13 protein-coding genes are annotated in these 19,510 nt (G+C 73.2%); 5 read left to right on the plus strand and 8 right to left on the minus strand.

Annotated features, from left to right (window positions below; genetic code table 11):
* Nucleotides 1-165: 165 nt before the first annotated feature.
* Both ABEE00_RS35450 and ABEE00_RS35455 read right to left on the minus strand, forming a co-directional pair.
* Entirely contained in the window at nt 166-2,784 is a 2,619-nt protein-coding gene (locus tag ABEE00_RS35450; RefSeq protein WP_345749941.1) for an NACHT domain-containing protein, read from the minus strand.
* A gap of 104 nt (nt 2,785-2,888) precedes the next feature.
* Entirely contained in the window at nt 2,889-6,110 is a 3,222-nt protein-coding gene (locus tag ABEE00_RS35455; RefSeq protein WP_345749942.1) for an NACHT domain-containing protein, read from the minus strand.
* Nucleotides 6,111-6,325: 215 nt separating this feature from the next.
* On the opposite strand from ABEE00_RS35455, the gene ABEE00_RS35460 reads away from it, so the two are divergent.
* Nucleotides 6,326-6,520 carry a hypothetical protein gene (locus tag ABEE00_RS35460; protein ID WP_345749943.1) on the plus strand — a complete coding sequence of 65 codons (195 nt, stop codon included), beginning with the start codon at nt 6,326-6,328 and terminating at the stop codon, nt 6,518-6,520.
* Nucleotides 6,521-6,750: 230 nt separating this feature from the next.
* Here ABEE00_RS35460 and ABEE00_RS35465 read toward each other — a convergent pair whose 3' ends face one another.
* Both ABEE00_RS35465 and ABEE00_RS35470 read right to left on the minus strand, forming a co-directional pair.
* Entirely contained in the window at nt 6,751-7,956 is a 1,206-nt protein-coding gene (locus ABEE00_RS35465; RefSeq protein WP_345749944.1) for a helix-turn-helix domain-containing protein, read from the minus strand.
* A gap of 168 nt (nt 7,957-8,124) precedes the next feature.
* Complete coding sequence (locus tag ABEE00_RS35470) at nt 8,125-8,547, minus strand: SdpI family protein (RefSeq protein ID WP_345749945.1); 423 nt, start codon at nt 8,545-8,547, stop codon at nt 8,125-8,127.
* A gap of 629 nt (nt 8,548-9,176) precedes the next feature.
* On the opposite strand from ABEE00_RS35470, the gene ABEE00_RS35475 reads away from it, so the two are divergent.
* Nucleotides 9,177-9,890 carry a M23 family metallopeptidase gene (locus tag ABEE00_RS35475; protein ID WP_345749946.1) on the plus strand — a complete coding sequence of 238 codons (714 nt, stop codon included), beginning with the start codon at nt 9,177-9,179 and terminating at the stop codon, nt 9,888-9,890.
* A gap of 88 nt (nt 9,891-9,978) precedes the next feature.
* Here the strand turns inward: ABEE00_RS35475 and ABEE00_RS35480 are convergent, their stop codons facing one another.
* Nucleotides 9,979-10,896, minus strand: a complete 918-nt coding sequence (locus tag ABEE00_RS35480) for an HhH-GPD family protein (RefSeq protein WP_345749947.1) — start codon at nt 10,894-10,896, stop codon at nt 9,979-9,981.
* 321 nt (nt 10,897-11,217) lie between these two features.
* Between ABEE00_RS35480 and ABEE00_RS35485 the strand changes: the two genes are divergently transcribed.
* Nucleotides 11,218-12,114: a hypothetical protein gene (locus tag ABEE00_RS35485; protein WP_345749948.1), complete on the plus strand. Its 897-nt coding sequence runs from the start codon at nt 11,218-11,220 to the stop codon at nt 12,112-12,114.
* 238 nt (nt 12,115-12,352) lie between these two features.
* Here the strand turns inward: ABEE00_RS35485 and disA are convergent, their stop codons facing one another.
* Together disA and radA are read right to left on the minus strand one after the other, a co-directional pair.
* Nucleotides 12,353-13,477 carry a DNA integrity scanning diadenylate cyclase DisA gene (gene disA, locus ABEE00_RS35490; RefSeq protein ID WP_345749949.1) on the minus strand — a complete coding sequence of 375 codons (1,125 nt, stop codon included), beginning with the start codon at nt 13,475-13,477 and terminating at the stop codon, nt 12,353-12,355.
* Between the two features lie 230 nt (nt 13,478-13,707).
* Nucleotides 13,708-15,144 (minus strand): DNA repair protein RadA, encoded by a 1,437-nt coding sequence (gene radA, locus ABEE00_RS35495; protein ID WP_345749950.1) that lies wholly within the window; start codon nt 15,142-15,144, stop codon nt 13,708-13,710.
* Between the two features lie 318 nt (nt 15,145-15,462).
* On the opposite strand from radA, the gene ABEE00_RS35500 reads away from it, so the two are divergent.
* Nucleotides 15,463-17,223, plus strand: coding sequence for a sigma-70 family RNA polymerase sigma factor (locus ABEE00_RS35500; protein ID WP_345749951.1), 1,761 nt, complete (start codon nt 15,463-15,465; stop codon nt 17,221-17,223).
* A 190-nt stretch (nt 17,224-17,413) separates the two neighbouring features.
* Here the strand turns inward: ABEE00_RS35500 and ABEE00_RS35505 are convergent, their stop codons facing one another.
* On the minus strand, nt 17,414-18,337 hold the full coding sequence (locus ABEE00_RS35505; RefSeq protein ID WP_345749952.1) for a DUF3109 family protein: 924 nt from the start codon (nt 18,335-18,337) through the stop codon (nt 17,414-17,416).
* A 127-nt stretch (nt 18,338-18,464) separates the two neighbouring features.
* On the opposite strand from ABEE00_RS35505, the gene ABEE00_RS35510 reads away from it, so the two are divergent.
* Nucleotides 18,465-19,391 carry a Ppx/GppA family phosphatase gene (locus tag ABEE00_RS35510; RefSeq protein WP_345749953.1) on the plus strand — a complete coding sequence of 309 codons (927 nt, stop codon included), beginning with the start codon at nt 18,465-18,467 and terminating at the stop codon, nt 19,389-19,391.
* Nucleotides 19,392-19,510 lie beyond the last annotated feature (119 nt).

A 19,510-nucleotide genomic window follows, 5' to 3' on the forward strand; every position in this document is an offset into this window, starting at 1 on the left:
CCTCGGGTGGTGTCCGCGACGGGTGGGGGGGGGACGACCCTCTCAACGTATTACCGCCCTGCGGGTTCCGGGCGGTTCGCCGCGAACATGGTTGTGGGGTCGGGGGCTTCGCCCCGGACCCCTTTCGCGTACCGGATCCGCTTCAGGTCGGGTACCGGATCCGCTTCAGGACAGAATCCGTACGCCCTCTGGCACCCCCGTCACCCGGGGCAGGCGGGGGTTGATTCTGAGGGTCCTCAGGTGGGGGAAGGCTGTCAGCCAGGTCATGTCGGGGGCCGACAGGTCGTAGGCCAGCCACAGGTGGGTGAGCTGCTCGGGGGAGAGGCCCTCCAGCAGCTCGTCGACCGTGAAGCGCCCCGCGATCTGCACCCGCTCGCGCCCGCCCAGCTTCCGCAGCGCGGCGAGCTCCACCCGGTCGGACACCGGGAAGTACAGGCCCTGCGGATCGAGGTGCTGGATCACCTCGGCCGCGTACCGCTCGGTCTCGAAATTGCGCCAGCCGCGGGCGAGTTCGGCGCGCAGCCGCAGCGCCGGGCGGTCCCTCAACTGGGCGAGGTAGTGCACGGCCGCGTCGTCGTTGATGCGGGTGACGGTCACGGCGACCCGGTGCGCCTCGTCGTCGGAGAGCGTGCGCGGGTCGGGAAGCATCTCCAGCACGATGGGGCCGACCCAGCCGAGTCCGCGCGCGGCGGCGACGGTCGAGGGGCGCACCATGTTGCGGGTCTCGCGGCGTATGCGCTCGTGGGTCTCGGGGTCGAGCTCCGTGATGTGTTCGAGGCACGCGGCGGCCAGCAGTCTGCGGCGGTTGCGCTGGATCCCGGTGTGGCCTGGGGCCAGCAGGCCGCGCAGCAGGTACGCGCACTCGGCGGGCCGCGCGTGGGCCACCGCCATGCGGAAGACCTCCTCCCACTCCGGCTCGTGCGCGTGCCGGAGCAGCAGGTCGAAGTCGCCCTGCTCCACCGCCTCCTTGGCGGAGAGGAAGTCCTGCACCGTGCGGTGCACGAACTCCACCGAGCTGTCCGTCTGCTCCCGCAGCAGCCCCGTACGGTGCAGCAGGTGCCGGTAGATCTGCTCGGCCCCGCCCTGCCCCGCGGCCGCGGGGATCGCGGCCAGCGCGTCGGAGATCACCGCGAGCGCCGTGCCGTGGTCCAGCTCGGCGCGCTCCTCCACCAGCATCCGGTGCGCCAGTTTCCGCAGCAGCCGCTCGCGGGCGCCGCGCCGCAGGTCGACGGTGTCGGCGTGCAGCACCCTGCGTTCCGCGTCGCGGCGCTGGAGCAGCATCTCCATGGCCGCCTCGTACAGCTCCTTGCGGTCCTGGGGGAGCGAACCCGAACGGTCCCTGTTCAGCGCGCAGATGAGGCCGCACATCAGCGGATTGGTGGCCAGCCCGCGCAGCTCCCTGTGCAGGGGGATGGAGCGCAGCAGCCGCTCCTTGTAACCGTCGAGGCGCGCGTGGTCGCGGCCCTCGTCCATGCCGGCCGCGGTGTGCCAGGCGGTGATGAACGCGGCGACCTGGTCGCGGTTCATGGGCGCGAGCGTCAGCTCGTTGAAGCCCTCGTCGGCCAGCCAGTCCTGGTGCACGGCGGGCGGCCTGGCGGTGACCAGGCAGCGGTTGCCGCTGTAGATGCGGAGGATGCGGCGAAGCTGGGCGCGCAGTTCGGGCCGCCGGTCCTCCGGTGCCTCGTCGATGCCGTCCACGAGCAGCAGCGCGCGCTCGTCGGTGAGCACGCGTACGACCCAGCCCTCGGGCGCCTCGTCGGCGAGCGGGTGGCGTATCGCGGACAGGAACTCGTCGGGGGAGGGGAAACCCTCGCGCGCGAACCTCCGCACCGGCAGCACGAAGGGGATCAGTCCGCGCAGCGGGCGCAGCTCATCGGGGAGTTCGTCGCGGGCCGTACGCAGTGCGAGGTACTGGATCAGCGTGGTCTTGCCCGAGCCCGCGACGCCGCGCAGCAGCACGCGTTCGTGGGCGGCGAGCGAACGGTCGGCGGCGTCGGACTGGCGGCCGCGCTCCTGGGCCTCCTGGCCTGCCTGCCCCTCCTGCCCCTCCTGTCCCGCCTGTCCCTCGGGCGTCTCCTCGAAGTCCGCGCCGAGGCTGAGGTACGTCGCGTCCAGCGGCCAGTTGTCCGGGGAGTTGGGGTTCGGCAGGTCGATCCCGTAGATCGTCACCCGGCTGAACCGCTCCACAAGGCTGTGGAGATAGCGCTCCTCGAACGGCGCGTCCTCGGCGGAGTCGGCCGAGGGCCCGGGCCTGCCCCGTACGGCCTCGGCGTCGTTCAGGTCGACGAGCTGGCCGATGCGGTGGCTGCGCTCGGCGAGCCGGCCTGCGAGTACGGGGGAGCGCTGGAGCAGCAGGTGGAGCAGGTGCAGGCACACCGTGACCAGCAGGCTGTCGTGGAACCACGCGGCGTCGTGCGGGAGCCCGCGGTCGGCGCCCGGCACGGCGCCGCGCAGCCGGCGCGCGAAGTCCTGCGGGCCGAGGCGCACGGCCTGCTCGTCGGTGAGGTCCAGCTCGCCGATCGTCCACAGGGTGCGGGCGAGCACGTCCTCGACGCCGTCCACCTTGGTGAGCATGGGCGGGAAGTGGTGGTGGGTGCGGGCGAGGCGGGTCAGCTCGCGGGCGGTGTCGAGGAGGTCCTCGTAGCCGAGCGCGGCGTCCGCGCCGCGGAAGGCCATGAGCGCGGGCAGCAGCTCGGGCCCGCCGGCCGGCCCCCGCGCCTCCCTGACCAGCCTCCGGATGACGGGCTCGGCCGCGGCCGAGGCGATGCGTACTGCGGGTTCCATGGGCGGTGCGGTTCTCCGGCCTTCGCGAACGGACGGCGGTATAGGGGAAGTTGAGCACACGCCCTCCCACCCTAGGCGGGCTACGGGCGGAGGGGGAGAGGGGATCAGGACGGGGGGCTTCCGGATGGGGGTGGGGGTGGGTTACGGGGTGCTGTGGGGCCGTAGCGGGGGCCAGGGGTGATGGTCACCTCCACGGTGCTTGGAACGGCATCGGCATTTCGCACGCGGGCCGGTCGGAAGACCTGGGCCGTTCTGAGGCACGGAAGGTCCGCCAGCGGCGCGAGGTCGATTTCCCCGGGGAGGCTTATGGCGATATGCCTGAGTGTGGGAAACAGCGTGCTCAGCAGACGGAGGTTGAGTTCCTCGCGCTCGACGAGCATGTACAGCTCGTGTATCCGCTCCATGCGTAGCCGCAATTCCGCGAGGTCCGCGATGTCTGTCGGACGGAGATTGAGCGAGGTCAGCCCAGGATGCTCTGCGACAGCATGCCAGTCCTCCGCGTTCGGCGGGTTTTCCTGGCTCCACAGGCCGAGGCGTTCGAGACCGGGTAGCACGCCGATGTCTTTCAGCCCGCGAGCGGAGGCCGGGAGGAACAGTCGCCGGATTCCAGGGGCATTGGCCAGGACGCTGAATCCGGGCCAGTCGATGTGCCCGTTCAGCGTGAGGTGTTCGACGCCTTCGAGTGCTCCGAGTCCTTCGCAGCCTGTCAGGCCGGGCATGTCGTTGAGGTGAAGGGACTTCACCTGGGCCGCGCTCAGCGGTCCGAGGTCCGAAACTCGGTGGCACTTCTGGAGCGATACGTTCTCAAGCTGGGGGAAAGCCCGCAGCGGTTCGAGAGAGGAGACGACCGCATTCTCCGTCAGCTCGATCGCTCTGAGCCTGTCCGGGGAGAGCGCTGAGGTGATCTCCTCCATGGTGAAGTCACCTTGCAGGGTCACTCGCTTGGCGCCGCCGAGTCGTCGCAGCACCGCGAGTTCGTCCTTCGACCGCACGGTGACGGCCGCGTCCTTGCGGTCCACCAGGTGGGTGATTACGGCTTCCGCGTACGCCTCGGTGTCGAATCTGTCCCAGTGGCCGCCGAGGTAGTTCGGAACGGAGCCGTCGAGATGGTGGCACCGCGCCAGGAACGGCAGCGCCGCGTCGGCGCCGGACTGCGCCGCGACGAAGGTGACCGCTTCTGCCTCGTGGCGGTCGAGTCCGGCCGGGTCCGGCAGGAGCTCCAGCACCACGGGCCCGAGCTCCGCCAGCACCTTCGCCTCATCCAGGCTCCTCGGCGGAATGAACGCCGCAGCCCGTTCCTCCACCGCCTCCCGCACCGCCGGATCCAGCTTCGTCGCGTGCTCCAGACACGCCATCGCCAACAAGTGCAGGCGCGCGCGATGCTCCTCCTCCCCGTCCCCGCGCGCGATCAACTTCCGCAGCAGTGACGCCCGCTCATCCGGCCGCGCGTGGGCGACCGCCATCCGTACGACGTCCTCCCACTGGTCCAGATGCGCGTGCCCCACCAGCACGTCGAAGTCGCGTTCCTCCACGGCGGCCCTGGCCCCCAGGTAGTCCTGGAAGGTGCGGTGGATGAAGTCCACAGCGCCCGGGGCCGGTTCGCGCAGCAGTCCGGAGCGCTCCAGCAGATAGCGGAAGACCGCCTCCGCGTCGCCCTGACCCGAGACGTACGGCATCGAGGGCAGCACCCTCCCCACCAGCGCCACCGCGTCGCCGCGCTCCATCTCCGAGCGCCCATTGCGTATCAGCCAGTACGCCAGCTTCTGCAACAGCTCGACCTGGGACTCCTCGTCCAGCTCCGGCGAGCCCTCGCGGTGCATGTCCCGCTCGCGGTCGCGCCGCTCCAGCAGCATGCTGAGCGCCGCGTCGTACAACGCCTTCCTCCCGCGCGGCAGGAACCCGCGCCGCTCCCGGTGCAGCGCGCATATCAGCCCGCACATCAGCGGGTTGGTGGCCAGCCGCCCCAGGTCGGGCTTGACGCGCACCGCCTCCAGCAGCGCGGCCCCCAGCGAGGGATCCGCGCCGGCCGCCGCGTGCCAGCGGTCGATGAAGACGGCGATGTCCTCGCGCTTCATCGTGGAGAGGGTCAGCTCGGAGAAGTCCTCGCCGCCGAGCCAGTCCTCTCGTACGGCGGAGGGGCGGGAGGTGACCAGCCACAGGTTGCCCGGGAACGCGGACAGCAGGTCGGCGAGCCAGCGCCGCGTACGCTCCCGGTCCTGCTCGGGCACCTCGTCGATGCCGTCGATCAGCAGCAGCGCGCGCCGCGCGGCGAGCACGCGGTCGGCCCATCCCTGCGGCTGCGAACCGGTGAGCGGGCAGCCCACGGCCTCCAGGAAGCGCCCGGGCGTGGGGAGTTGGGCTCCGCCCCTGGTCAGCGTGCGCAGCGGGAGTACGAAGGGGACCTTCCCCATCAGGTGTGCCTGCTGCGCGGGCAACTCGCCCTGCCGCGCGGTCGTGACCGCGAGCCACTGCACCAGCGTGGTCTTCCCCGAGCCCGCGACGCCGCGCAGCAGCACCCTGTCGTGCCCGGTCAATATCTGCTCGGCCGGTATCGCGGTGGTGCGGGGAGCGTGCTGCAGGCCCTCGGCCTCGGCCGCGGCGGAGGGCTCGGCGGCGCTCGCGGTCGCCTCCAGGCTCAAATACGCGGTGTCGAGCGGCCATTCGCGCTCGTCCCGCAGGTCGACCCCGTAAATGGTCAGCTTGCCGTGTCTGCGGGCCAGATAGTCCGCGTACTGCTCCTCGAAGCGCATGTCCTCGGCGGAGCGGGAGGGTATCCGCTCGATCAGCAGGTCCAGCTTGGCGACCGCGTCCCGCAGCTCGCGGCTCTGCTCCACCAGGGTGCGCGCGACGAAGGTGGAGCGCTGGGTGAAGAAGTTGAGTATGTGCAGGCAGGCCACCTGGAGCAGGGAGTTGTGCAGCCGGAGCCCGTCGGCCGACAGGAACAGCGGTCTGCGTGCCTCCTTCCGCAGCAGCCAGGAGAGCTGCTCGGGGCCCATCCGCACGGCCTGCACGTCGACCATGTCGAGCTCGCCGAGCACGTGCAGCGTGTGCATCAGGGTCTCGGCGACCATGCGCTGCTCGTCCACGGGGACCGGTGGGTCGTGCGGTCCTGCCTCCCGCACCGCGCGCTCGACGAGCTCGCCCGTGAGCTTGCGCATGTCCTTCTCGGTGAACGTGCGCTTCTCGCCCATGAAGGAGACCAGCCCCGACACCCGCACAGGCTTGTCCACCAGACCGGCCCCCGGCCCGTCCTTCACGAACAGCTTCTTCACCAGCGGGGCCACGGCACCGGAAGCGAGCCGCGCCCCAACTGCCCCCGCATCCATACCAGTCAGACTAGGCGCCCCCACTGACAACGGTCACCGGCACAGCACGCAGCGGCACGGCGGGTACGCGATGGACGTCGGCAGAGGAGCGCCGACGGCGGGCGGGCGCACCGCGCGGAAACGCAGATGGACACGGCTGCCGTCGGCTCGCACCCGGTACACACGCATGGTCATCCGCGGCCGGCTCACAGCGGCGCCCCGCCCACCGCGATCCCGTGGATGACGCGCGGCCCGACATCGACCCCGTCGAGGGCGAGCACGAGCGCCGTACGCCGCTCCTCTCGCTCGTACGCGACGAGATACGGCCGCACGAGCGGGACGGCGTCCGCGCGGAAGGGCGCGGCGGGGAGGCCGTACGGGGAACGGGCGCGGGGGAGTGGGCCCCGGGCCGGAGCGGTCAGGAGGGTTGAGGCGGGCCGGTGTTGGACCGGTCCGCGGCGTGGCGGAGAGGCCACGCGTGCGATGAGCCGGCGGATAGCCTGGAACATGTCGGCGCTCCGAGGAAGCGTTGGCCACGCCCCCGGGCCGTGGCAGCGGTCGCGGGGGCACCTTGTGGCACGCCATCTTTCCGGCGCAGAGAGCCCGTGATGTTCCTGTACGGGGAACACCCGGGCCGTAACCCCCTTGGCCGGCACTCGCGCTACATGCCCACCCACGCCGCCAGTGAGGACAGCCCGGTGGGCGTGCGCCGCTGCCGACGTACCAGCACGCCGATCGTCGAGCGCATCAGCGGGTGGTATCTGGCCTGCTGCGGAGCCGCTTCGCGCGCCAGGTGCAAGGCGCGTTCTGCGGCCCCGGCCTTGCCCATCTGCGCGTAGGCGCGGGCCATTTCGATGTGATACCTGCCGACGCGCGTCTTCGGATGCTCGGCCGGGAAGCGCACATGCCGCGCCTTCTGGGCCGCCTCACCCAGCTTGCCCAGCTCCACGCAGTTGGCCACGTCGAAGTGGGCGACGCTGGTGGCGCCGAAACCGCTCCAGTAGACCTGCGGGACATCGCGGCCGATGCGCTCGGCCGCGCGCCTGGCCAGCTCCATGTTGCTCTGCACGACGTCCTCGTTCCGTGCCTGCGCGGCGGCGATCGCGGCCGCCAGGTGCAGGCTTCCGGTGACCGCCAGCCCTGGGGTGTCGTCCGCGCCGTCGTGCTGTGCGACCAGTTGGTGCGCGCGGTCGACCACACGCAGCGCCATCTGGTTGTCGCCCCGGCGCAGCAGCATGCTGGAGCGCTTGGTGAGGCGGATGGCGAGGAGGAGCGGGTCCTGCGCCTGTTCGGCCGTCCACCCCATGCGCTCCAGCGCGATGGAGGCCAGGTGGTGATAGCCGAGCCTGTACGCGAACTCGTACGCCATCCAGTAGCACCAGCTCAGCGCGGCGGCGATCGCCTGGGTCTCGCGCACCGGCGGTGCCGCGTCGAACGCCGTCGTCAATTCGGCGAGCAGGCCGGGGAGTTCAGCCCCCACTCTCCTGTATTCGGTCGCGCAGGTCGCGGCGCACAGCGTGTCCACCTCTGCCGTGAGCCGTTCGATGGGCCGGGGTGTGATGTCGGGATCGGGCCCGAGGTCGTACGCGTCGAGCGCGTCGGAGAGCGGAGCGATCATCCGGTCCAGCCGGTCCTGCTGCATCTCCGCGAGGTACGGCTGCCCGTTCAGCACCGCGACCTCCACCTCCAGGACGCGCGCGACGGCGGCCACCATGGCGGGGGAGGGCGGCGTCAGCCCGGCCTCGATCTTGGCGATGGTCCCGCGCGAGACGAAGGCCCGCTGGGCCAGCCCGACTTGGGTGAGCTGTCGCAGCTTGCGGTAGTCCGCGATGCGGGCTCCGGTGTGCTCGTCGGCCGGATGCACCATGCCGGACTCCGTTCAGAGGGGACAGCCACTCAGGACGGTACTCCCCGACCGCCGCCGCGTCGGCCGGTACGGGAAGGTGCCGCGAGCCAGAGCGGATGGGCCGGTTGCGCGCTGTCGTGCGTGAAGCCGCGCGGGAGGGCGGGCGCGACACCTGGGCCGCGCGGGCCGCTACCGCCCACCCCTCTCCCCGCCCCGCTCCCCGTCCCTGGCCCGATCCAGCGCCCGGTGCCCCGACCACGTCCCGACCAGCGCCAACGCCACCGACAGCGCGGTGCCGCCCAGCACCGTGGCCACCCAGACCTCGCCGCTGCGTGCGGGCACCGCTCCCGTGCCGCCGAGCAGCAGGGCTGCGCCTGAGGCGTAGGACCAGGGGGCCGCCGCCCTGTGCACGGTGCGCCACGACTCCTCGTCGGCCAGTGACCTGCGGGTGCGGATCCCCGCGATGCGGTTGCGGCGCAGCCGTCCGTCGGCGCCGAGCCTGCCGATCACGCCGATCAGCAGGCCGCACGCGCCGAAGACCACGGCGAGCACCGCCCGGCTCAGCGTGTCGGGCCCTCCTGGCGCGCTGGTCACGCTCGCGGCGAAGAACATCGGCGATCGGCCCCCCGGCTCGTCGGCACGGTGCGGTGGTCGGCCGCACCGGCGCCAGAGTACGGCGACCGGCCGCCCGCGGTACGGCCCCTGCGAAGCCCGCGCAGAAGCCCAGGCGGCAGCCCGCGCAGGAGCCCCCGTACGGCGTGAAGCAGCGCACACGCGCAGCCCCCACACCCCCAGCCACAGGTGAGCTCGGGCACAGGACGTGCGTCACATACGAGGGCCGGTAGGAGGAACGGTGCCTCCGCGTGAACCGGTGACCAAAGGTCCACGCGTGGGTCTTGAAGGTGAATTATCCGGAAAGTCTGGCAAGACCTTCACGGCCCCTACGGACGGTTTTAGTAATAAGGGGCGTTGTGTACGAAGAACGTCCCGGGTTACCAATGCACTTGCTCCCGGGCCGAACAGCCCAGCCGGCACATGCGGCGCATGAGGCCGGCACAGCACGTGCAGCACGTACGACGCCGTACGGCACCCGCGATGAGACGGGACGGCACACAGGGACCGGCGAGCAGTTCCCCGCCAGCCGGCGCGCACCGGAACGCCCGACCCCCGGGCACCGTGCGCCCGACGGAGCGCGCCCCCGAGGCGCGCCGTACCCCCACCGCTCCGGAGGTAGCCCCCGCATGTCGAAGACCACCACGAACCGCCCCGCCGTGACCGCCGCCCGCACCAGGGCCGCCGTGCTCGCGGCCGGGTTCGGCGCGTCCATGGCCCTGGGGACCGGCGTGGCGATCGCCGCCGACGCGGGCCACGCCCAGGACCTCTTCGCCGGTGACGCCGCCAAGCTGGCCGCCGCTTCCACCCGCGGCCAGGCCGACGCGCAGAACGCCGCCGTCGAGGCCAAGAAGAAGGCCGAGCAGCGCGCGAAGGAAGCCAAGGCCAAGGCGGCGCGCGCCGAGAAGCGCAAGGCCATCGAGTGGTGGAAGCCGCTCTACGCCTCGCAGTACAAGCTCGGCCCGGACTTCGGCAAGGGCGGCAGCCACTGGAAGCACAAGCACTCGGGCCAGGACCTCGCCGCCAAGGCCGGTACGAACGTGATGTCCGTGCACGGCGGCACCGTCGTCAAGGCCGGAGGCAACGGCGCCGGCGACGGCCCCGCGTACGGCAACGCCATCGTGATCAAGCACGCGCCCGGCAGCTACACGCAGTACGGGCACCTGAAGTCGATCAACGTGCACCCGGGCCAGAAGGTGAAGACCGGCCAGGTCATCGGCAAGGTCGGCTCCACCGGCAACTCCACGGGCCCGCACCTGCACTTCGAGGTCCGCAAGGCCGCCGACTACGGCTACGCCAAGGACCCGGTCCCCGCGATGCGCAAGGCCGGCGTCCACCTCTGAGGCAGCCGCCACCGAGGCATGCACATGGGAGGCGTTCGCCTCTGAAGAGCCCGTCCCCGAGGCGCGCGAGTGCCCTGTGGTCCGTGGCTCAGGTGAGGGGCAGGCGGTAGGTGCCGCCGCCCAGCGGTTCCACGAGCCCGTCCGCGACCAGTCCGTCCAGCGCCCTCGCGCGCTGGACGGGGTCGTTCCACACCCGGTCCAGGTCCGCCTGGGGCACCGGCTCGGCCGCCTCCCGCAGCACCGCCAGCAGCTTCCCGCGCACCTGGCGGTCGGTGCCCGCGTAGGTCTGGGTGCGCCGCGCGGGGCCCTCGTGCTCCGGCGCCCCGGCGAGCTGCCAGGCGCACTGCTGCGCGATGGGGCAGCGCGTGCACTGCGGCGAGCGGGCCGTGCACACCAGTGCGCCGAGCTCCATGGTCGCGGCGGCCCAGCGCGAGGCCGTCGGCTCGTCGTCCGGCAGCAGCGCGCGGGCGAGCTTGCGCTCCGCCGCCGTGGTCGCGTTCGGCGGATACTGATCGCCGTTGACCGCGCGCGCGAACACCCTGCGCACATTGGTGTCCAGGACCGGATGCCGCTGCCCGTACGCGAAGGAGGCCACGGCGGCCGCCGTGTACTCGCCGACGCCTGGCAGCGCCAGCAGCTCCGCGTGCTCCTCCGGTACGTCGCCGCCGTGCCGTTCCGCTATGGCGGCCGCCGCGCCGTGCAGCCGCAGCGCGCGGCGCGGGTAGCCGAGCCGGCCCCAGGCGCGCACCGCCTCGCCCGGCGCCTCCTCGGCGAGGTCGGCGGGGCGCGGCCAGCGCTCCATCCACTCCTCGTACACCGGCAGCACCCGGTTCACCGGGGTCTGCTGCAGCATGAACTCGCTGACCATGACGCCCCAGGCGCCCGCCTCTGGGCGGCGCCACGGCAGGTCGCGGGCATGCACGGAAAACCAGTCGTTGACGGGGGAGTGCAGAGCGCGAGCGGTCTCGACGACGGCCGCGGCGGCGGAATCGGTGGTCGCAGTCATGGCACGCCCGATCCTGGCACGAACACACCTGCCGGAGAAATGTCCGCATACCCGCCGGGGGCCGGGGGGCCTCCGCGGGGGCCGTACGGATCTTCGGCGCGCGATACGGCGTACCGTCAACGCCCGTGCGGCGGGCGGCAGTTGACCGTCCCGCCTGCGTACGCAGGGTAGTCGCTCCGTCACTTCGGGCGAACGGAACCCCCGTTCGCTGACGTTCGGTCAGCACGTCGCCGCCTTTCCCTGGCCGCTCATCGGAAAAGTTGCTGATCCTGCGGCGGGTACGGGTCTGTGGTGCGGGTGATGTCTCGTAAGGTTTTCGGCGTGGGATCTCTGCGCAATCCGATCGGGCCGCTGCCCTCGTCCATTTACTGGCGACGCAGGGCGGTCGCCCTTGCCGTGCTCGCGCTGCTGGTCCTGCTCATCGTGTGGGCGTTCAGCCTCGGAGGCGGTGGGGGCAGCAGTGATCAGGGCAAGGGCGGAAACGGTGGCGGCCCGGCCAACTCCATCACTCCAGGACCGACCGATTCGGGGCCCGCGATCAGCGAACGGCCCGGCGGACGCGACGAGGTGGGCTCCGGCGGTTCCGGCGCCGACGCCGGCGGCGCGGGTACGGGCGGCGGCACGGGCGCCGACGCGGGAGGCGGTTCAGGCTCCGGCGGCTCGGGCGACGCGGACGGTTCGGGCGCCGGCTGGGCGCCGGGCCCCGGCTCGGGTACGGACGCGGAAACCGGCACCGACGGGGGCGGCGGCGGGGCCGACGGCTCCGGCGGTTCGGGCTCCGGCGGCGGCGGTGCCGCCGGCGCGGGCGGCGCGGTCAAGAGCCTTCCCGCCTGCAGTCCTTCCGCCGTCGACGTCTCGCTGAACAGCGTCAAGGACACCTACGAGCCGGGCGAGAAGCCGAAGTTCGAGCTCACGGCGAAGAACAAGCAGGGCGCCGCGTGCAAGATCGACCTCAGCCGCACGGCGACCGTCGTGACCATCGAGGACGCGGACGGCAAGAAGGTCTGGGCCTCGGACGACTGCCCGCGCGAGAAGCAGCCGGTGATCGCCGAGATCCCGGCGAACGGCGAGTCCACCCACACCCTGACCTGGCTGCGCAAGCCCAGCGCCGACAACTGCGGCACGCCGCCCGCGGGTTCGGCGAAGGCGGGGTCGTACGAGGTGAAGGTCTCGCTTCATGGGATGAAGCGCCTCACTGCGAAGTTCGCCTTGGCGTAGCGTTCCGCTCCGGGGCGACGTTCGACCGCCGGTCGGGCCCGCTTCTTGTCGCTTCCCGCTGCGGCGGGATGTGGGTTGGGTGGTTGCGCCCGACTTGTGAGTTACGGCCCGGACGGAAACGCTCCGCGCCCCCGACCGGGCCTCCGCCCGGTCTGCGGCGTCTCCGGGTGACGAATGAACGAGCCGTCGCGCCCCGCTGCCGGTCGCCGCGCCCCGCGCGACTCGCTGCGGGCCTCCGCTACACGTAACGCTCGAGGATCGAGGACTCCGCGAGGCGGGACAGGCCCTCGCGGACCGACCGCGCGCGGGCCTCGCCCACGCCGTCCACCGTCTGGAGGTCGTCGACGCTCGCGGCGAGCAGCTTCTGGAGGCCGCCGAAGTGGTCGACGAGCCGCTCGATGACAGCACCAGGCAGCCGCGGCACCTTGGCCAGCAGCCGGAACCCCCGCGGTGACACCGCGGAGTCGAGCGTCTCGGGCGAACCGCTGTACCCCAAGGCCCGCGCAACCGTGGGCAGTTCGAGCAGCTCGGAGTGGGTGAGCCGGTCCAGCTCGCCGAGCGCGTCGGCGACCGTACGCGACCGCCGCCCGCTCGCCTGCGGCACATAGTCGCGCGCCACCAGCTCCCGCTCGGGCTCCACGCCCGCGATCAGCTCGTCGAGCTGGAGGGAGAGGAGGCGGCCGTCGGTGCCGAGCTCGACCACGTACTCCGCGATCTCGGTGGCGATGCGGCGCACCATCTCCAGGCGCTGCGCCACCGCCGTCACGTCGCGGACCGTCACCAGATCCTCGATCTCCAGCGCGGAGAGGGTGCCGGCGACCTCGTCGAGCCGCAGCTTGTACCGCTCCAGCGTGGCGAGGGCCTGATTGGCGCGGGAGAGGATCGCGGCGGACTCCTCCAGCACACGCCGCTCGCCGTCCACATACAGCGCGATCAGCCGCATCGACTGGCTCACCGACACCACGGGGCAGCCGGTCTGGATGGACACGCGCTGGGCGGTCCTGTGCCGGGTGCCGGTCTCCTCGGTGGGGATCGCGGCGTCCGGCACCAGCTGCACGCCGGCCCGCACGATCTTGGTGATGTCGCGGTCCACGATGAGCGCGCCGTCCAGCTTGCACAGCTCGCGCAGGCGGGTCGCGGAGAAGTCGACGTCGAGGACGAAGCCGCCGGTGCACAGAGGCTCGACGTTCTTGTCCATGCCCAGGACGATGAGTCCGCCGGTGTTGCCCCGAAGGACCCGCTCCAGCCCGTCGCGCAGTCCGGTGCCCGGTGCGACCGCGCTGAGCGAGGCACGCATCAGACCATCGGAACCGGAACTCCCGCCGGCCCTGCCGGAAGCTGCTGCCCGGTCGTTGGCTGCCACTGCACTCCTTCGGTCGTGCGTCTGCGTCTTTGCGTCTGTCCGACTGGCGGTGACTGGGCTCCCGGACCGGTGGCCGGTGAACGGAGGCCGTCGTCCGGAGTGCCGGTCCTTGTGCCCCGGCCCCGTGCGCCGGTGCGGCGCTCCGAGCAATGCTCCGGTGCTCCGAGCAATGCTCCGATGCCGTACGCCGGTGGGGTGCCGGGGCGAGAACGGGGCAAAGTCTACCGGCGTCAGTCCCGCGCCCCGGCGGCCTCCGCCCCCTCGTCCGCCGAGGAACGCTTCGAAGGCCGCGGCGGACGCGAGGGGAGCACACGGAGCGCCTCCCCTATGTCGGCGACTTCACGCACCCGCATGCCCTCGGGGATCTTCCCCGGGTCGGCCGGGACCAGCGCGTGGGTGAAGCCCAGCCGCGCCGCCTCGGCGAGCCGCCGCTGCACGCCCGTCACCCTGCGCACCTCTCCTGCGAGGCCGACCTCGCCGATCGCGACGAGGTTCTTCGGCAGCGGGGTGTCGCTCGCCGCGCTGGCCAGCGCGAGCGCGACCGCGAGGTCGGCGGCGGGCTCGGAGAGCTTCACGCCGCCGACCGTGGCGCTGTAGATGTCGCGCTTGCCCAGGGCGTTGATGCGGCCGCGCTGCTCCAGAACGGCCAGCGTCATCGACACACGGGAGGTCTCCAGGCCCGAGGTGGTGCGCCGCGGCGAGGGGATCTGGCTGTCCACCGTCAGCGCCTGCACCTCGGCGACCAGCGGTCTGCGGCCCTCCAGGGTGACCGTCAGACACGTGCCGGGAACGGGCTCGTCGCGGCGGGTCAGGAACAGGCCGGAGGGGTCGGCCAGCCCCGTGATGCCCTCGTCGTGCAGCTCGAAGCAGCCGACCTCGTCGGTGGTGCCATACCTGTTCTTCACGCCGCGCACGAGGCGGAGTCTGGCGTGCCTGTCGCCCTCGAAGGCCAGCACCACGTCGACCAGGTGCTCCAGCAGGCGCGGGCCCGCGATCGAACCGTCCTTGGTCACATGGCCGACCAGCAGGGTGGACATGCCGCGCTCCTTGGACGCGCGGATCAGCGCACCCGCCACCTCGCGCACCTGGGACACCCCGCCGGGAGCGCCGTCGATCTCGGGGGAGGCCACCGTCTGCACCGAGTCGAGGATCAGCAGCGAGGGCTTCACCTCGTCGAGGTGCCCGAGCACGGCGGACAGGTCGGTCTCGGCGGCGAGATAGAGGTGGTCGCTCACCGCCCCGATCCGGTCGGCGCGCAGCCGCACCTGGGCGGCCGACTCCTCGCCGGTCACATAGAGCGTGCGCTCCGACGAACTGCTCGCCCTGGCCGCCACGTCCAGCAGCAGCGTGGACTTGCCGACGCCCGGCTCGCCCGCCAGCAGCATCACGGCGCCGGGCACCAGACCGCCGCCCAAGACGCGGTCCAGCTCGGCGACGCCGGTGCTGCGCGCGGTGGCCTGCTCCCCGTCGACCTGCCCGATCGGCACGGCGGAAGCGGACACGCGGCCGGGAGCGGTGGTGCGCACGGCCGTGCCGCCGCCCGTCTCCTCGACCGTGCCCCAGGCGTGGCACTCCGGGCAGCGGCCGAGCCACTTGGCCGTCTGCCAGCCGCACTCGGTGCAGCGATAGGTCGGGCGGTCCTTCGCGGACGTCTTTCGGGCAGCCATGACGGTCACCGTATCCGCCGCCTCCGACAACGCCCCCGGCACTGCCGCGCGGACCGCTCCCGCCGCCCGGCACCGCCGAGCGGACGGCCTCCGCCCGCTCGCCGTACGCCTCAACTCCCGTACGCGCGCCCGGGGTCGCGTCAACCTCCGTGCGCGCGGCCCGGTGTGGGGGACGGGCCCGAACACCGGTCCGGCACCCGCGTGACAGCGCCGGAACGTACCCCCTGTACCCCATCGAAGGAGATAGTCACCCGTACGAATTAAACCCGTGCAAGCGGGTCCAGCAGGACGCCATCATCCGCCTACCGTCGCCGAGTGATGAGCACCAGGCGCGAGCACCCCACGGACACCACCGGCGCACACCGGGCGCACCCGGTGCGCGAGCCGCAGCGGCACGCCGACTCCGCGCGGACGGCCGCCGGCGGTGCCGCGATCCCCGACCCGCGCCGCTCCGACCCGCCCGGCACGCAGGGCCCCGCCTTCCCCATGGAGCGCTACGACCCGTATCTGGACGGCCTGTTCACCTACTGCCTGTCCGTGATGTGCGAGCACGAGGCGGCCACCGCCGCGCTCGGCGAGGGCCTGGCACTGGCCGAGCGGAGGCACGAGCGCGGCCGGGTCCCCGAGGAGCGCGGACTCTACCGCCCCTGGCTGTACGCGCTGGTCCGCTGGGCCTGCCTGCGCAGGCTCGCCGAGCGCCGCGAGGAGGACGGCGGCAGCGGAGGCCCGGCGCCCCCACCGGGCGCCACCGGCGAGCTGTCCACGGCCGCCGCCAATCAGCGCCGCCGCGAGCTCGCCGCCCTCGCCTGGCCCGAGGCCGCCGGCACGGCGCCCGAGCAGCGCGAGGCCCTGGAGCTCGCCGTGCGCCACGGCCTCCCCGCCCACGAGGTGGCCTCGGTGCTCTCGCTCGCCCCCGACGCCGCCAGCGCCCTGCTCGCCAACGCCGCCTGCGAGGTGGAGCGCACCCGCGCCGCGCTCGCCGTGGTCAAGTCCGGCGGCTGCCCCGCGGTCGCGCGCCTCGCGGGCGACGACCACCTGCTGCTCGGCACCGCGCTCCGCCGCGAGCTCGTACGGCACGTGGACGAGTGCCCCGAGTGCCGGCGCGCCGCCGAGCGCGCGATGGCCGGAGTGGGCTGGCCCGGCACGGCGCCGGCCGGCACCGCGCAGCTCGCCGTCCTGGAGGCGCCCCGGCCCGCGGTGCTCGCCGCGGTCGCCGCGGTGCGCAGGGCCCGCGCACAGCACAGCCCCCGGTTCGCCAAGTCCGGCTTCCCCGCGCAGGTCAAGGACCGTGAGGCGCGCCGCGACCGGCTGCGCAGCCGCGCGGTCACCACCACCGTGGTCGCCACGGTGCTGGCCGCGCCGGTCCTCGCGCTCTGGGCGGCGTACAGGGGCGCACCCCTCACCGGAGAGCCCGACGGCGCTTCCGTGACGGCCACCGAGCACGACGCGCGCAAGGGCCTGGAGGGCGAGCCGTACGAGCAGGCGGCGCAGCACTCCACCCCGGCCGGCGGCGGCCCGACGGACGACGGACGGCGTACGGGGAGCGGCGAGCCCGGCCACGGACCCGGCCACCGGCACGGCGGCGCGCGCGGCGGGGAAGAGGGGCACCGCAGCCCCTCGGGCTCGCCGGGCGGCGGGGACCGCGCGGGAGCGCCCCGGCTCACCGTGGACGCCCGGCCCGACGGGGACAGCACCCTGATCACGCTGCGCGCCTCGGGCGACGGCGACCGCCCGGTCCGCTGGAGCGCTTCGCCGGACGCCGAGTGGCTGAGGCTGAGCCGTACGAGCGGTGAGCTGCGCCCCGGGGGCACCACGACCGTGCGGGTCACCGTGGACCACGCGAAGGAGCCGGCCGGCGACTGGTCGGCGCGGGTGCGCATCGCGCCGTCCGGCGCCGTGGTGACGCTGGAGGGCCGGGGCGCCTCGACGCCGACGCCGACCCCGACGCCCAGCGAGCCGACGACGCCGCCGCCCTCGCAGGACCCGACGCCGAGCGATCCGCCGTCGTCCTCGCCGCCGCCCTCCACGGGCTCCCCGGCACCCGAGCCCACGGACTCCGGCTCCCCGTCCGGGGGTTGAGCGGGAGACCGGTCCGTACGCGGGTCCGGGAGCCGGTCCGTAAGCCGGTCCTGAAACCGGTCCCGAAGCCGAAGCCGGTCCCGAAGGCGAAGCCGGTCCCGAAGGCGCGTCGCGCGCCGGTCCGGACAGCGGAAAACCCGGGGCCGGAGGCCCCGGGTCGTGATGCGGAGGTGCGGCTCCGCCCGCCGGTTCAGCCCTGCTTGCCCGGCATCTGCGGGTCGGCCACGTGCTTGGATCCCGTGCCGTCGGTGGGGTCGGGCTCCGTCGATGTGTCCGGGTCAGGGTCGGCCGGGTGCGGCGCCAGCAGCGGCAGGCCCTTGGGCAGCGCCGCGAGCCGCTCCTCGCACAGGGCGGCGAGCACGGCGTAACCGCCCTCGCCCATCAGCTCGGTCAGCTCCGGCTGGTACGACACGTAGACCGGCTTGCCCGCGCCGTGCGCCGAGGGCGCCGAGGTGCACCACCAGTGGAAGTCGTAGCCGCCGGCGCCCCAGCCCCCGCGCTCGTACTCGCCGATCGAGACGATCAGCTTCTGCTCGCCGTCCGGGCGCTCCACCCACTCGAAGGTGCGCCGCACCGGAAGCTGCCAGCACACATCGGGCTTGGTCTCCAGCGGCTCGCGGCCCTCGCGCAGCGCCAGCGCGTGCAGCGCGCAGCCGTAACCCCCGGCGAAACCGGGCCTGTTGTGGAAGATGCAGGCGCCCTGCCAGCGCCGGGTCTGCCGGTCGCCGTCCTCGTCCACCTGCGTCCAGCCCGACTCCGTACCCACGTCGTGGAACTGCCAGGTCTCGGGGGTCAGGCGCGCGACGTGCCGGGCCACCCGCTCCTCGTCCTCCTCGTCCGCGAAGTGCGCGCCCAGCGTGCAGCAGCCGTCCGAGGCGCGGCCCGGCTGGATGCCCTGGCAGCCCTGCCCGAACACGCAGTTCCAGCGCGAGGTCAGCCAGGTCAGGTCGCAGCGGAAGACCTGTTCCTCGTCGGCCGGGTCCTGGAACTCCACCCAGGCGCGCGGGAAATCGCCCTCGACCTCTTCGCTGCGGGGCTCCGGCACGGACCGACCGCCGTCCGCTTCCGCGGAACCGCCCTGCTTCTTGTACTTCGCCGCTTTCGTCTTACCCACGCCCACAACCCTACGGGCCGTCCGGCGCCGCGCCACGACGCCGGGCCCGGCGGTCCCCGTCGCCTCGGGGCGGTCTCGTACGCGGCCTCGTACGCGGTGTTCAGCCGGGGGAGCTAGCGTGCTGTACATGAGACTCGGTGTCCTCGACGTGGGCTCGAACACGGTCCACCTGCTCGTGGTCGACGCGCACCCCGGCGCGCGGCCGCTGCCCGCCTACTCGCACAAGGCGGAGCTCAAACTCGCCGAACTCCTCGACGAGGACGGCGCGATCGGCGCAGCGGGCCTGGAGCGGCTCACCGCCACGCTGGAGGACGCGCTCCGGGTGTCCGAGGACATGGGCGTGGAGGACCTGCTGCCCTTCGCCACCTCGGCGATCCGCGAGGCCGCCAACGGCGAGGAGGTGCTCAGCCGCCTCGGCGAGTCCACCGGGGTCAAGCTGGAGGTGCTGTCCGGCGAGGACGAGTCCCGGCTGACCTTCCTCGCGGCCCGCCGCTGGTTCGGCTGGTCGGCGGGCCGGCTGCTGGTGCTGGACATCGGCGGCGGCTCGCTGGAGGTCGCTTACGGCCTGGACGAGGAGCCGGACGCGGCGGTCTCGCTGCCGCTCGGCGCGGGCCGCCTCACTGGCGCCTGGCTGCCCGGCGACCCGCCGGACCCGGGCGACGTGCGCGAGCTGCGCCGCCATGTGCGGGCCGAGATCGGCCGGGTGGTGGGCGAGTTCAGCCGGTTCAGCCCGCCCGACCACGTGGTGGCCACCTCCAAGACCTTCAAGCAGCTCGCCAGGCTCGGCGGCGCCGCGCGCTCGGCCGAGGGCGTGTACGTGCAGCGCGAGCTGACCCTGAAGACGCTGGAGGAGTGGGTGCCGAAGCTGGCCGGCATGACCGAGGAGGAGCGCGCGGCGCTGCCCGGCGTCTCGGAGGGCAGGGCGCGCCAGCTACTGGCCGGGGCCCTGGTCGCGGAGGGCGCGATGGAGCTGTTCAACGTGTCCCGGGTGGAGGTCTGCCCGTGGGCGCTGCGCGAGGGCGTCATCCTGCGGCGGCTGGACCACCTGCGCTAGGGCCGGCCCCGCGCCGGGGGCGGCTCCGGGCCCCGCGGCGTGGGTTCAGGGGCCCGTTGCGAGGGGTCGGGAGCCCGCGCTGCGTCCTAGCTCACGTCCGCTGAGCGGTCGGCGCGGCG

The sequence above is a fragment of the Streptomyces odontomachicola genome (assembly GCF_039605595.1).
In the GTDB taxonomy this organism is placed as follows: Bacteria; Actinomycetota; Actinomycetes; order Streptomycetales; family Streptomycetaceae; genus Streptomyces.